The organism is Streptomyces sp. NPDC015130 (genome assembly GCF_043080005.1).
In the GTDB taxonomy this organism is placed as follows: Bacteria; Actinomycetota; Actinomycetes; order Streptomycetales; family Streptomycetaceae; genus Streptomyces.
Window position 1 is genome coordinate 250001 of sequence record NZ_JBIBVC010000003.1, and the last position, 13030, is coordinate 263030.

The 13030-nt window shown below is 72.6% G+C and carries 12 protein-coding genes; 7 read left to right on the plus strand and 5 right to left on the minus strand.

The genetic code is table 11. The features are described from left to right. Positions 1–6: 6 nt before the first annotated feature. Positions 7–618 (minus strand): TetR/AcrR family transcriptional regulator, encoded by a 612-nt coding sequence (locus tag ACF08F_RS07465; RefSeq protein WP_392297541.1) that lies wholly within the window; start codon positions 616–618, stop codon positions 7–9. A gap of 186 nt (positions 619–804) precedes the next feature. Here ACF08F_RS07465 and ACF08F_RS07470 point away from each other — a divergent pair, with 186 nt between their 5' ends. Next, entirely contained in the window at positions 805–2223 is a 1419-nt protein-coding gene (locus ACF08F_RS07470; RefSeq protein ID WP_392297542.1) for a purine-cytosine permease family protein, read from the plus strand. Between the two features lie 131 nt (positions 2224–2354). Next, on the plus strand, positions 2355–4019 hold the full coding sequence (locus ACF08F_RS07475; RefSeq protein WP_392297543.1) for an amidohydrolase: 1665 nt from the start codon (positions 2355–2357) through the stop codon (positions 4017–4019). A gap of 13 nt (positions 4020–4032) precedes the next feature. Here ACF08F_RS07475 and ACF08F_RS07480 read toward each other — a convergent pair whose 3' ends face one another. The 4 genes from ACF08F_RS07480 to ACF08F_RS07495 all read right to left on the minus strand — a co-directional run bounded on the left by ACF08F_RS07480 (position 4033) and on the right by ACF08F_RS07495 (position 6724). Continuing rightward, positions 4033–4950, minus strand: a complete 918-nt coding sequence (locus ACF08F_RS07480; RefSeq protein ID WP_392297544.1) for a F510_1955 family glycosylhydrolase — start codon at positions 4948–4950, stop codon at positions 4033–4035. Between the two features lie 91 nt (positions 4951–5041). Beyond that, positions 5042–5701 carry a DUF305 domain-containing protein gene (locus ACF08F_RS07485; protein ID WP_392297545.1) on the minus strand — a complete coding sequence of 220 codons (660 nt, stop codon included), beginning with the start codon at positions 5699–5701 and terminating at the stop codon, positions 5042–5044. A 108-nt stretch (positions 5702–5809) separates the two neighbouring features. After that, positions 5810–6205: a DUF6153 family protein gene (locus ACF08F_RS07490; protein WP_392297546.1), complete on the minus strand. Its 396-nt coding sequence runs from the start codon at positions 6203–6205 to the stop codon at positions 5810–5812. Positions 6206–6352: 147 nt separating this feature from the next. Beyond that, complete coding sequence (locus tag ACF08F_RS07495; protein WP_392297760.1) at positions 6353–6724, minus strand: tetratricopeptide repeat protein; 372 nt, start codon at positions 6722–6724, stop codon at positions 6353–6355. Between the two features lie 76 nt (positions 6725–6800). Here ACF08F_RS07495 and ACF08F_RS07500 point away from each other — a divergent pair, with 76 nt between their 5' ends. The 5 genes from ACF08F_RS07500 to ACF08F_RS07520 all read left to right on the plus strand — a co-directional run bounded on the left by ACF08F_RS07500 (position 6801) and on the right by ACF08F_RS07520 (position 13029). Then, the gene (locus ACF08F_RS07500) at positions 6801–7766 is read left to right on the plus strand and encodes a pirin family protein (RefSeq protein WP_392297547.1); all 966 of its coding nucleotides are present in this window, start codon (positions 6801–6803) and stop codon (positions 7764–7766) included. A 220-nt stretch (positions 7767–7986) separates the two neighbouring features. After that, complete coding sequence (locus ACF08F_RS07505) at positions 7987–8544, plus strand: PadR family transcriptional regulator (RefSeq protein ID WP_392297548.1); 558 nt, start codon at positions 7987–7989, stop codon at positions 8542–8544. A 244-nt stretch (positions 8545–8788) separates the two neighbouring features. Continuing rightward, complete coding sequence (locus ACF08F_RS07510; RefSeq protein WP_392297549.1) at positions 8789–10513, plus strand: acyl-CoA dehydrogenase family protein; 1725 nt, start codon at positions 8789–8791, stop codon at positions 10511–10513. Positions 10514–10996: 483 nt separating this feature from the next. Then, a complete protein-coding gene (locus tag ACF08F_RS07515; protein ID WP_392297550.1) occupies positions 10997–12226 on the plus strand; it encodes a globin domain-containing protein in 1230 nt (409 codons plus the stop codon). A 95-nt stretch (positions 12227–12321) separates the two neighbouring features. Beyond that, positions 12322–13029, plus strand: coding sequence for a pyridoxamine 5'-phosphate oxidase family protein (locus tag ACF08F_RS07520; protein WP_392297761.1), 708 nt, complete (start codon positions 12322–12324; stop codon positions 13027–13029). Position 13030: the final 1 nt, after the last annotated feature.

Consider the following 13030-nt stretch of genomic DNA (forward strand, 5'->3'; position numbering starts at 1 on the left):
GGGCGCTCAGGGTGCGTACGGGGTGATGAGCAGCCGTGCCGCCGAGCGCGCCGCCTCCAGGGCCGGGCGTGCGTCCCGGCCGGACTCCTGCCCCAGGACGACGCGGGTGCTCAACCCGTCGAGCAGGGCCAGGAGTTCGGAGGCCCGGGCGGTGGCGTCGAGCGGGGCGAAGCGCCGGCGGGCGACCCCCGCCGCGAGGAGCGCCTCCAGGTCCTCGTGCCAGCCCCGGTCCAGTGCGTCCTGGGCCTCGCGCAGCGCGGTGTTGCCGGGGGTGCGGGCCCAGAGCTCGATCCACAGGGTCCAGCGGGGGTCGCGGGGGCCGCGCGGGAGGTAGAGCCGCAGGAAGAGGTCGAGCTTGCGCTCGGCCGGGACGCGCCGGGCCAGCAGGGCCGCGCGCTCCCCGGCGAGCGCGGCCTCGCTCCAGCGGAGGGCGGCGAGCAGCAGCAGGTCCTTGCTGCCGAAGTAGTACAGGATGTGGCCGCCGCTCGTGCCGAGCCGCTCCGCGAGGGCCGACATGGTGAGCGAGGCGAGACCCTCCTCGGCGATCACCGCCATGGCCTCCTCCAGCATCCGCTCCTGGGTGACGTTCCCGTCCCGCCGTCGAGCCGCCCCTGCCACCGCCGCCGCCCCCGATCCCTGTCCCGATCGGCGTCCCGATCCGACCCGATCCGTGTCCCGTAGTCCCGCTCTCCGTCGTGTCGACCTTAACCGCATCGTGCGAAGCCCTTGACGTGGCCGGAATCCATCGCCCATCTTGAATGCCATTCAAAGACTTAGAACGACATTCAAGACAGGAGTGTGGTCGTGATCGGACACGAGAAGGCGCCCGTGACCACGGGGACCACGGCGACCACGGGCCGGGACGAGGTGTTCCAGGTCGAGGAGCACGGGATCGACCCCATCCCCGACGCCGAACGCCACGGCAGCGCCAAGGACGTCTTCTGGCTGTGGTTCGGCTCGAACCTCACCTTCACCTACGTCATCAACGGCGCCCTCGCCGTCGCCTTCGGGCTCTCCTTCTGGCAGGCCACCGCCGTCGTCGTGATCGGCGGCCTGTCCTTCCTCGCGATCGGCGCGGCCGGCCTCAGCGGCGTGCGCACCGGCACCGCGACCCTCGTGATCTCCCGGGCCGCCTTCGGCGTCCGCGGCAACTGGCCGGCCGGTCTGCTCAACTGGATCGTCAGCATCGGCTACACCGTCGTGAACACCGTGGTCGGCACCCTCGCCCTCGAAGCCTTCCTCGCCGACCTCGGCTGGCACGGCGGGCACCTCCCCAGGGCCTTCGCCCTCGCCGTCACCCTCACCCTGACCTTCGCCGTCGCCCTCTGGGGCCACGCCACCGTCCAGTTCGCCGAACGCTGGATGGCATACGTCCTCGCCGTCGGCTTCGCGGTGCTCCTCGCGCTCGTCCTGCCAGGCGCCGACACCTCCGCCCCCTCCGCCGCGCCCGGCGCCGCCGGCTGGAGCATCGCCTTCGTCGTCATGCTCGCCGGCCCCTTCTCGTACGTCCCCATGCCCGCCGACTACACCCGCTACCTGCCCCGCACCACCTCCCTCAAGGCCGTCACCCTCAGCGGCGCGCTCGGCGGCTTCCTCTCCTCCGTCGCCCTCGGCGTCGCCGGGGTGGCCGCCGCCACGCAGGCCGACATGACCGACGCGGTGGCGGGCACCGAGAGCCTGCTCCCCGGCTGGTTCCAGCCCCTGTTCCTGGCCCTCGTCCTCGGAGGCTCGGTCACCAACTCGATCATCACGCTCTACTCGTCGAGCCTGAACCTCCAGGTCCTCGGCATACCGTGGAGCCGCGCCCGCGCCATCGTCATCAGCGCCGTCGTGACCGCCGCCGGCTCGCTCGGCGCCCTCTTCCTCACCGACTTCACCACCTCGCTCCTCTCCTTCCTCTCCCTCCTGATCATCGTCTTCGCCCCCTGGGGAGGGGTCTTCCTCGCCGACATGGTGCTCCGCCGCTGCGCGTACGACTCCGAGGCCCTGCACCAGCGCGAGGGCGGCGCGTACTGGTACCGCTCCGGCTGGCACCCGGCCGGCACGACCGCGCTCCTCGCGGGTCTCCTCTTCTCCGCGCTCACCTGCGACTCGGAGCTCTGGACCGGCCCGCTCGTCGAGCCCCTCGGCGGCGCGGACCTCACGCTGCTCGGCGCGGTGGTCTCGGCCCTCGTGTACGTGCTCCTCGCCGGCAGGTCCGTCAGGCCGGCACGCGCCGTCTGAACCGCCGCCTGAGCCCCCGGCCGCACGCCCGCAGCCCCCCTCGGCACCCTTCCGCACCCCCAGCCCCCTTCCGCACCCCCGCAGACCCCTTCCGCGCACCCAGCGGTACGTACGTCACGGAGCCACCCCGCATGCCCGACACCACGCCCCTCCCCGCCGACCTCGTCCTCACCGGCGCCCGGATCCACACCGTCGACCCGGCGCTCCCCGAGGCGCAGGCCCTCGCCGTCCGCGCCGGCCGCATCGTCTGGATCGGCTCCGACGCCGGAGCGGGCGCCTGGACGGGCCCCGGCACCCGGGTCCTCGACGCCGGTGGCCGGCTCGTCCTGCCCGGCTTCGTCGACGCCCACAACCACGTCCGCCTCGGCTCCGACGACGCCTGCGTCCAACTCGCCGGCGCCCGCACCCTCGACGACGTCCACGCGCGCATCCGCACCTGGCGCGAGGCGCACCCCGACGCCGAGTGGATCGAGGCCGAGGCCTTCGACTACTCGGCCGTCCCCGACGGGCGCATGCCCACCGCGGCCGACCTCGACCCGGCCACCGGCGACACCCCCGCCCTCGTCCTCAGCTACGACGTGCACACCGCCTGGCTCAACACCGCCGCGCTGCGGAGGCTCGGTGTCGACCGCGACCACACCGACCTGCCCTTCGGCCGCGCCGTGACCGACCCCGGCACCGGCGAGCCCACCGGATTCGTCAAGGACTTCGCGATCAAGGGCCTCTCCCGCGAAGGCCACCGGGCGCTGCGCGAGCTCGGCCTGCCCTGGGCCTCGCCCGACCGCCAGTACGGCCGGCTCGCCAAGAGCCTGGACGATGCCATCGGCTACGGCATCACCACCGTCGTCGAGCCCCAGAACTCCCTCGACGACCTCGCGCTCTTCCAGCGCGCCCGCGCCGAGGGCCGGCTGCGCTCGCGGATCGTCGCCGCGCTCTTCCACCCGCGCGGCACGACCGAAGACGACCTGGACGACTTCGAGGCGGCGGCGAAGGAGTTCGCGGACGACCGGCTGAGGGTCGGCCCGCTGAAGCTGTACATCGACGACGTCGTCGAACCCCGCACGGCCGCCCTCCTGGAGCCGTACGCGGGCTGCTCCCACCACCGCGGCGACACCTTCTACCCGCCCGAGGAGTTCGCCGAGCTCCTCACCCGCCTGGACGCGCGCGGCTTCCAGTGCTTCGTCCACGCCACCGGGGACCGGGGCATCCGCACCGTCCTCGACGCCGTCGCCCGGGCCCGCGCCGTGAACGGTCCGCGCGACGCGCGCCACCAGATCGTCCACGTCGAGTGCCTCGACCCGGCCGACACCCCGCGCTTCGCCGAGCTCGGTGTCGTCGCCTGCATGCAGCCCCGGCACGCTGCCCCCGACATCGCGGGCCCCGGCAAGGACTGGGCCGATAACGTCGGCCCGGACCGCTGGCACAAGGCCTGGCCGCTCCGCAGCCTGCGCGACGCCCAGGCCGTCCTCGCGCTCTCCAGCGACTGGAACGTCGCCGAGATGGACCCCATGGTGGGCATCCACGCGGCCGTCACCCGCCGCCCGCCCGGCGGCGGGGAGAGCTGGACGGCGGGGGAGACGATCGACGTCGCCGCCGCCGTCGAGGGCTACACGATGGGCTCGGCCTACGCCAACTTCCTCGAGGAGGAGCGGGGCTCGCTGACGGTGGGCAAGCTCGCCGACTTCGTCGTCCTCTCCCGGGACATCCTCCGCGTCGTACCCGAGGAGATCCCGGGCACGGTGGCGGAGACGGTCGTCGTCGGCGGCGAGGTGGTCGTGGAGCGGCGCGCGGGCTGATGCCCGCGCGGGGTCAGTGGCCTTCCTTCCCGGAGGTCACCGTGACCCGCCGCTCGAAGGTCCGCCCGCCGTCGCGCGACTCGTACACCCCGTCCTGGGTGGCGACGAGCACCCGGCGGGCGTCCACGACGGTGAGCGCCTGAGGTGCCCCGCCGGGCACGGTGGCGACCCGGTCCCAGCGGAGACCGGAACCCTGAGCCGTCCCCGTCCCCGTCCCCGTCCCCGTGTCCGTACCGCGGAAGAGGACCCCGTTCCCGTCGATGCCGAAGAGGGCGTCGGGATCGCCCCAGGAGACGTACGAGAGGACCTGGCCCGAGCCGGGGGCGAAGGTCCTGCCGCCGTCCGTGCTGCGGGCCACGCCGGTCTCGGTGGTGGCGAGGACGGTGCCGGGGGCGGCGGGGGAGACGGCGAGGTCGAGCGCGCGCAGCGCGGCCCGGTCCTCCCAGGTGACGCCGTCGGGGCTGACCCGCAGGAGCCCGTTCGTGGCGTCGTACCCGTAGACCGTCGCGTCGGAGGCGGTGTCGAGGGAGTGGAAGTCCACCTCGCCGGCGAGGGACTTCTCGTGCCAGGTCCGTCCCGAGTCCGTCGACTCGACGAGGCCGAGGTCGGCGGGCCCGCCGGAGCCGGGGGCGGGGTGACCGCTCGCGAGGAAGACCCCCGAGGCGGTGACGGTGAACCCCATGAAGTCGTCCCTGCGGTCGCCGACGCGTGTCGGGCGGCCGTCGGCGTCCGGGCTGTGGACGCCGTCGTGGGTGGCGACGTAGAGCGTGTCGCCGCGGACGCCGAGTCCGTGGATGTGGCTGAGGGCGCCGCCGGGGGAGTCGTCGGCGGCCGGCTCCTGCGAGCAGGCGGTCAGGGTGAGGGTGAGGGTGAGCGTGAGGGCGAGGGCGGCGGTGGCAGCGGCCGAGGGCCCGGGGAAGTACTTCTTCATCGTTCTTTCGCCGGAGGAGAGGAAGGAATCAGGGCGCGGGCGCGGTGCGGCCGGCCCCGGTGGGAGACCGGCCGCGCCGTGCGGACCGGGGTCAGAGCCGGTCGAGGATCTTCCGCAGTTCGGCGATCTCGGCGGACTGGGTCCGGACGACGTCGTCGGCGAGCTTCTTCGCCGAGGCGTTCCGGCCGTTCTTCCGCTCGTCCTCCGCCATGGCGACGGCACCGTCGTGATGGGCGATCATCAGCTCGGCGAACTTGCGGTCGAAGGCCTCGCCCTCGACGGCCGCCAGGTCCTTCATGTCCTGCGCGGACATCATCCCGGCCATGCCGTGGCCGGCCCCGGCGGACTCGGGCTTGCCCCAGCCCTTCAGCCAGGCCTTCATCTTCTGGATCTCGGGGTCCTGCGCCCGCTCGATCGCGGCGACGAGCTTCTTGACCTCGGGGTCCTGGGCGCGGCCGTCGGCGAGCTTCGCCATCTCCAGGGCCTGCTCGTGGTGCGGGATCATCATCTGCGCGAACATGACGTCCGCGTCGTTGAACGCCCCGGGGGCGGCGGCGGAACCGGGGGCGGTCGCAGGGGCCGAAGGCGCGGCGGAGGCGGAGGCCGTGGCCGGCTTCGCCCCGTGATCCATCCCGCTCATGCCGTTGGTCCCGCCGTCCTCCGTCCCGCAGGCGGCGAGCAGGAGCGCGGTGGCGGTGACGGCGCCGGCGAGGGCGAGCTTCTTGGCGGTGGGACGCGTGAAGGTGCGCATGGGAGTGATACCTCGTGTGCTGTCTGTCCGTACGGAACGCAGGCCCGTACAGGTGGAAAAAGGCAGGGGGCGTACGCGGGCAGCGCGAGGCGCCCGCGGCGACAGGGCCTAGATCCGCAGGATCGACAGCTGGGCGAGGTCGGGAGGTCTGCGCGGCGGCGCGTGGGGTCCGAGGGCGGGGACGAGCCGCGCGAGGACGACGGCGAGCCAGTCGGGACGTCGGGCCAGGGCGGCCCGGACGAGCCCGGCGAGGAGCCAGGCACCGAGGACGGCCACGCACAGCGTGGTCATGTCCATCCCCGTACCGGAGTCGTGGCGCGCGTCGGAACCGCCGGCACCGTGCTCGGCGGCGGGCGCGCCGGCCCCGGGGGAGCCGTGGTGGGCGGAGGCGGAGGCCCCCGTACCGCCGGAGCCCTCGGGATGGCCGACGGCGTGCATCAGGAACACCCCGAGCGCGAGCACGACGACGAGCAGGAGGTGCGCGAGGGCACCTCCTGCTCGCATGCCGCGTGTCGCCCGACGTGTACGCAAGACCAGGACCTCCTGGTCCGACCATACCGTGCCGGGGTATCAGAACCGCGTCAGTACCGCGTCGGCGCGGGAGCCGTCCGGGGCGGCCGTCCCGAAGGCCGGTCCGGCCGTCCCCGAAGATCAGGCGGGGGTCTCGCCGGCCATCGCGGCGGCCATCCGCAGGTGCGGCGCGGCCTCGGCCGTACGCCCCTGGCGCTCCAGGGTGCGCCCGAGCATCAGCCGGGCGTAGTGCTCGACGGGGTCGCGGTCCAGGACGGCCCGCAGCTCGGTCTCGGCCCGGGAGAGCTGTGCGGAGTGGTAGTAGGCGCGGGCGAGGAGCAGCCGCTGGGCCGTCTGGTCCGGGTGCTCGGCGACGAGGCCGCGCAGGATCCGAACGGCGGTCGGGTACTCCTTCGCGTCGAAGAACAGCCGCGCGCGGTCCCAGCGTTCCCCGGCCGTTCCGAACTCGTAGTACGTGTCGCTCACTTGCTCTTCCCTTCCGGCTTGCCGGATCTGCCACCCTGTGTGACGGTCGACCAGGTCAACAAGCCTGGATGGTTGAACATTCCACTACGATTGGTTGTGCGTCATGAGCAATCTTGATCGTCAGGCCGCGTTGACGGTGTGCGGTGGCCGGGGCTTCGTCGTCGCCGAGCCCGTACGGGAGCTGCTCAGCCCCCGCCGCGTCCAGCTCGGGGAGTCGACCGAGGTTCGCCGCCTCCTGCCCAACCTGGGCCGGCGCATGGTCGGGGCCTGGGCCTTCGTCGACCACTACGGCCCCGACGACATCGCCGACGAGCCGGGCATGCAGGTCCCGCCCCACCCGCACATGGGGCTCCAGACGGTGAGCTGGCTCCACGAGGGCGAGGTCCTGCACCGCGACTCCACCGGCAGCCTCCAGACGGTCCGCCCGCGCGAGCTGGGCCTGATGACCTCGGGCCGGGCGATCTCCCACTCCGAGGAGAGCCCCAGGCCGCACGCCCGCCTCCTCCACGGCGCACAGCTCTGGGTCGCGCTCCCCGACGCCCACCGCCACGTGGAACCCCACTTCCAGCACCACGCCGACCTGCCCGTGGTCACGGCCCCCGGGCTCACGGCCACGGTCGTCCTCGGCGCCCTCGACGGCGCCGTCTCGCCCGGCACCACGTACTCCCCGCTCGTCGGCGCCGACCTCGCGCTGGCGGCGGGCACCGAGACGAACCTCCCGCTCGACCCCGACTTCGAGTACGCGGTCCTGTCCATGTCGGGCGAGGCCGACGTCGACGGCGTACCGGTCCTGCCCGGCTCCATGCTCTACCTGGGCTGCGGCCGCACCGAGCTCCCCCTCCGCGCGGTCTCGGACGCCGGCCTCATGCTCCTCGGCGGAGAGCCGTTCGAGGAGGAGATCGTCATGTGGTGGAACTTCGTGGGCCGCACGGACGACGAGATCCGCCAGGCCCGCGAGGACTGGATGACCACCGGCCGCTTCGGCGACGTCAAGGGCTACGACGGCGACCGCCTGGACGCCCCCGAACTCCCGGCGACCCAGCTGAAGGCCCGGGGCCGGGTGCGCTGACCCGGGGTGTTCATTCCCCCCGCCCGCTCGGGGCGGGGGTGTGTCCGGCCCTGCGGGCGGCCGTCGTCGACGGTCCCGGCGGGGCCGGGACGGCGGCGGCCAGGTGGTCGCGGAACCAGCGGTGCCCCGGGTCGGCCGAGTTGCGGGAGCACCGTGAGCCGCGTCTCAGCGGGCCCCGTCCGTCTTGCTATGCAACTCGTTGCATAGCAAGATCGGGCGCATGGCGCTCGATCACGCGATCCTCGTGTCCCTGCTCGAGAAGCCCGGGTCCGGCTACGAGCTGGCCCGGCGCTTCGAGCGGTCGATCGGATACTTCTGGACCGCCACCCACCAGCAGATCTACCGCGTGCTCAAGCGCATGGAGGGCGACGGCTGGGTGGACGTCCGGGACGTGCCGCAGCAGGGGCGCCCGGACAAGAAGGAGTACTCCGTCGCCAGGCCCGGACGGGTCGCGCTCTCCACGTGGCTGCACGAACCCATCGAGCCCGAGAGCGTGCGGCACGACCTCGCGGTGAAGATCCGGGGTGCCGCCTTCGACGATCCGGCCGCGCTGATCAGCGAGGTCCGGCGGCACCGGCAGGCCCACACGGAGCGCCTCGCCCACTACCTCGCTGGCGAGGCGCGGGACTTCGGGGAGCCGCCGGAGAGCGGACCGCTCGACGCCGAGCGGGAGCTCCAGCACGTCGTACTGCGCGGCGGCATCGCGTACGAGCGGATGATGATCGCCTGGCTCGACGACGTCCTCGCCACGCTCGGCCGGTTCCCCGCAGGACGGTGAACCGAGCCGTCCGGCCAGGTCCGTACGACCTCCCTCGCCCGACCGGGTCCGCGCGACCTCCCTCGCCTGACCGGGTCCGCGCGACCTCCTTCGTCCGACCGGGTCCGCGCGACCTCCCTCGTCCGACGGGGCCCGCATGACCTCGTACGACCGAATCCGCGCGACTTCCCTCGTGCGAGCGCCCCCAGTACGCACCACCACATCCAGCACCACCACCCTCATCCCGAGCCGGAAAGGCGCCGTCATGGCCGACCCGCTGCTGTTCAACCCGCACACCTACGACCCCGCGCACTTCGACCCGGAGACCCGCCGGCTCCTGCGCGCCACCGTCGACTGGTTCGAGGCGCGCGGCAAGCGCCGGATCATCGAGGACTACCGGACCCGGGCCTGGCTCGGCGACTTCCTCGCCTTCGCCGCCGAGGAAGGGCTCTTCGCGACCTTCCTGACGCCGTCCTCCTCCGCCGGCGAGCACGAGGCCGACAAGCGCTGGGACACCGCCCGCATCGCGGCCCTCAACGAGATCCTCGGTTTCTACGGCCTCGACTACTGGTACGCCTGGCAGGTCACCATCCTCGGTCTCGGCCCGGTCTGGCAGAGCGACAACGCCGCCGCCCGGGAGCGTGCCGCCGAACTCCTCTCCCAGGGCGAGGTGTTCGCCTTCGGGCTCTCCGAGAAGTCCCACGGCGCCGACATCTACTCCACCGACATGCTCCTGGAGCCGGACGGCCGGGGCGGCTTCCGCGCCACCGGCTCCAAGTACTACATCGGCAACGGCAACAAGGCCGGGCTCGTCTCCGTCTTCGGCCGCCGCACCGACGTCGAGGGCCCCGACGCCTACGTCTTCTTCGCCGCCGACAGCCGCCACCCGGCGTACCACCTCGTCAAGAACGTCGTCGACTCCTCGAAGTACGTCAGCGAGTTCCGCCTGGAGGAGTACCCGGTCGCCGCCGAGGACGTCCTGCACACCGGTCGCGCCGCCTTCGACGCGGCCCTCAACACCGTCAACGTCGGCAAGTTCAACCTGTGCACCGCCTCGATCGGCATCTGCGAGCACGCGATGTACGAGGCCGTCACCCACGCGCAGAACCGCATCCTGTACGGCCGGCCGGTCACCGCGTTCCCGCACGTGCGGCGCGAGTTGACCGACGCGTACGTCCGGCTCGTCGGCATGAAGCTGTTCAGCGACCGCGCCGTCGACTACTTCCGCACCGCGGGTCCCGACGACCGTCGCTACCTCCTCTTCAACCCGATGACGAAGATGAAGGTGACCACGGAGGGCGAGAAGGTCATCGACCTCATGTGGGACGTCATCGCCGCCAAGGGCTTCGAGAAGGACAACTACTTCGCCCAGGCCGCCGTGGAGATCCGCGGTCTGCCGAAGCTGGAGGGCACGGTCCACGTCAACCTGGCGCTGATCCTGAAGTTCATGCGCAACCACCTCCTCGACCCGGTCGCGTACGAGCCCGTCCCGACCCGTGTCGACGCGGCCGACGACACGTTCCTCTTCCGCCAGGGGCCGGCCCGCGGCCTCGGCTCGGTCCGCTTCCACGACTGGCGCGCGGCCTACGACGCGTACGCCCACCTGCCCAACGTGGCCCGCTTCCGCGAACAGGCCGACGCCCTCTGCGAGTTCGTTCTCAAGGCCGCCCCCGACGAGAAGCAGAGCCGCGACCTCGACCTCCTCCTCGCCGTCGGCCAGCTCTTCGCCCTCGTCGTCCACGGGCAGCTGGTCCTGGAGCAGGCCGCCCTCACCGGTCTCGACGAGGACGTGCTGGACGAGCTGCTCGCCGTCCTCGTCCGCGACTTCTCCGCGCACGCGGTCGAGCTGCACGGCAAGGACTCGGCGACCGAGCCGCAGCAGCTCTGGGCGCTCGGCGCCGTCCGGCGCCCCGTCGTCGACGAGGCGCGGTCGGAGCGTGTCTGGCAGCGCGTCGAGGCCCTGTCGGGCGCGTACGAGATGACGCCCTGAGTCCCCAGGCCCTGAAGGCCGTCTCCCGGGGCAGGTCCCTGCCCCGGGAGACGTGCCTTTTTGAACGGCCGGGCACGCGGACCGCGTGCTCACGGCCGGGTGAAGAATCCGGGAATGAGGTGTGAGGGGTTCGGGTCACCCTTCTTCATTTCCGTCGGGAATTTCCTCATGAGCCTGTGGAAAACGGCTCGACCTCTCGCTCGAACTCGCCGGTAACTCGTCACAGGGCCCGGTTTTCTCGCCCGTGCACCGTTTTGACCTGCTCAAACGCCGTGGCGCCGGGGCGCGGTGGCGGCTCGCGGGACGATTCATGTGGGGCGCGCGGGCGGGGGTATGGTCGACCCCGCTCGAATGCTCGGGCGCCGTCAGCGGATTTCCCGGCCGGGAGAAGCGGCGGGAATTCCGATACGGAGAGGGATACGGGGACACACTCGGACCCCGCGTACGCAGACGATCGAAAGCTGTTCGAGGCGAGGCGAACCGATGGATGCTCCGACCCCTACGTCCGCCGGTGGCGACGGCTGGTTCGGCGCGAGCCCGCAGCACCCCCACGACGGCCGGCACGAAGGGCACGAGGCCCCGGAGGACACGTCCGGCACAGGTCTCCTGCGGCGCACCATGGCCGAGATCGAGCCGATCGCCGACAAGGTCACCTCACACTTCTACTCCCTTCTCTTCCTCCGGCACCCCGACCTGCGGGAGCTCTTCCCCGCCGCGATGGACACCCAGCGCGACCGCCTCTTCAAGGCGCTGCTCACCGCCGCGACCCACGCGGACGACACCGCCACCCTGACCGCGTACCTCTCCGGTCTGGGCCGTGGACACCGGAAGTACGGCACCCTTCCCGAGCACTATCCTGCCGTCGGCGAATGCCTCATCGGCGCACTCGCCCGCTACGCCCCGCGGAGCTGGGGGCCCAGGACCGAGGCCGCCTGGGTGGCCGCCTACACCACGATCTCCCAGATCATGATCGACGCGGCGGCCGCGGACGCACTGCGCGCCCCCGCCTCCTGGCGGGCGGAGGTGGTCGCCCATGACATGCGTAGGCCCGACGTCGCGGTCGTGACGGTCCGGCCCGACCAGCCGTACCCCTTTCTCGCCGGGCAGTACACCACCCTGGAGACCCCCTGGTGGCCGCGCATCTGGCGGCACTACTCCTTCGCGGGCGCCCCCCGCTCCGACGGCCTGCTCTCCTTCCACGTCAAGGCCGTGCCGGCGGGCTGGGTCTCCAACGCCCTCGTGCACCGCGCCCGCCCCGGGCACGTCATCCGGCTCGGTCCCCCCGCGGGATCCATGACCGTGGACCACAGCACCGACAACGGGCTGCTGTGCCTCGGCGGCGGCACCGGCATCGCACCCATCAAGGCCCTGGTCGAGGACGTGGCCCAGCACGGCCGCCGACGCTCCGTCCAGGTGTTCTACGGAGCCCGCCGGGACCACGACCTGTACGACATCGAGACCATGCTCCGGATGCAGCAGTCGCACCCCTGGCTCTCCGTCCGGCCGGTCGTCGACGACGGCCCCGGCGGCGGCCTGGGCGCCCGGCTCCCGGAGGCCGTGTACGAGTACGGCCCGTGGCACACCTACGACGCGTACCTCTCGGGACCGCCCGGCATGATCCGCCGCGGTGTCGACACCCTGGTGGACGTCGGGATACCCGCCCACCGCATTCGGCACGACTCCATCGAGGAACTGGTCGGGGCGAGGAATTGAGCACATTCGAACGCGAACAGGCGGGGCTCCGGCAGGCGGCGCCGGTACGCACCACTCGCCCGGGGAGCGACGGCGAGCACCGGGTCCAGCAGCGCATGGGCACCACCGAGCGCGCCGACAGGTTCTACGCCGACCAGGTCCTCGACCGGCTCAACACCCGGATGCGGGAGTTCGCGGCACGGCAGGAGATGTTCTTCCTGGCGACCGCCGACCGGCACGGCGAGTGCGACAACACCTTCCGGGCCGGGCCGCCCGGTTTCCTCCACGTCCTGGGCGACCGGACCCTCGCCTACCCCGAGTACCGGGGCAACGGCGTCCAGGCCAGCCTCGGCAACATCGAGGAGAACCCCCACGTCGGCATCCTGATGATGGACTTCCTCCAGGACCGCATCGGACTCCATGTCAACGGCACGGCACGGGTCGTGGCCGACGACGAGATGCGGCGTGCGCACTTCGGTCTCGCGTACGACCCCGTGCCCGGCCGCCGCGCCACGGTCTGGGTGGAGGTCGCCGTCGAGGAGGCGTACATCCACTGCGCCAAGCACGTCCCCCACCTGCGGAAGACGCCCCCGCGCGAGGCCGGCCGCGCGTGGGGGACGGACGACTTCAGACGCAAGGGCGGCGACTTCTTCGGAGCCGCCGCCGAAGCGGTCGAGCGCGGCGCGTTCCTGCCGCCGCCCCGTGCGGACGCCGCCGGGTGGCGAGCGGAGGCCGAGAGGGTGCTGTCACGGGCCGAGCGGCGTGCGCCCGCGGCGGAGGAGGAGACGTTCAGCGGCTGGTTCAGCAGAGGCGCCTCCGCCTGAA

Excerpts from the sequence above, each read along its gene's own strand:
- ACF08F_RS07475 (WP_392297543.1), top strand. The coding sequence starts at position 2,355 with ATGCCCGACACCACGCCCCTCCCCGCCGACCTCGTCCTCACCGGCGCC.
- ACF08F_RS07480 (WP_392297544.1), bottom strand. The coding sequence starts at position 4,950 with ATGAAGAAGTACTTCCCCGGGCCCTCGGCCGCTGCCACCGCCGCCCTC.
- ACF08F_RS07485 (WP_392297545.1), bottom strand. The coding sequence starts at position 5,701 with ATGCGCACCTTCACGCGTCCCACCGCCAAGAAGCTCGCCCTCGCCGGC.
- ACF08F_RS07490 (WP_392297546.1), bottom strand. The coding sequence starts at position 6,205 with ATGCGAGCAGGAGGTGCCCTCGCGCACCTCCTGCTCGTCGTCGTGCTC.
- ACF08F_RS07500 (WP_392297547.1), top strand. The coding sequence starts at position 6,801 with ATGAGCAATCTTGATCGTCAGGCCGCGTTGACGGTGTGCGGTGGCCGG.
- ACF08F_RS07505 (WP_392297548.1), top strand. The coding sequence starts at position 7,987 with ATGGCGCTCGATCACGCGATCCTCGTGTCCCTGCTCGAGAAGCCCGGG.
- ACF08F_RS07510 (WP_392297549.1), top strand. The coding sequence starts at position 8,789 with ATGGCCGACCCGCTGCTGTTCAACCCGCACACCTACGACCCCGCGCAC.
- ACF08F_RS07515 (WP_392297550.1), top strand. The coding sequence starts at position 10,997 with ATGGATGCTCCGACCCCTACGTCCGCCGGTGGCGACGGCTGGTTCGGC.
- ACF08F_RS07520 (WP_392297761.1), top strand. The coding sequence starts at position 12,322 with ATGGGCACCACCGAGCGCGCCGACAGGTTCTACGCCGACCAGGTCCTC.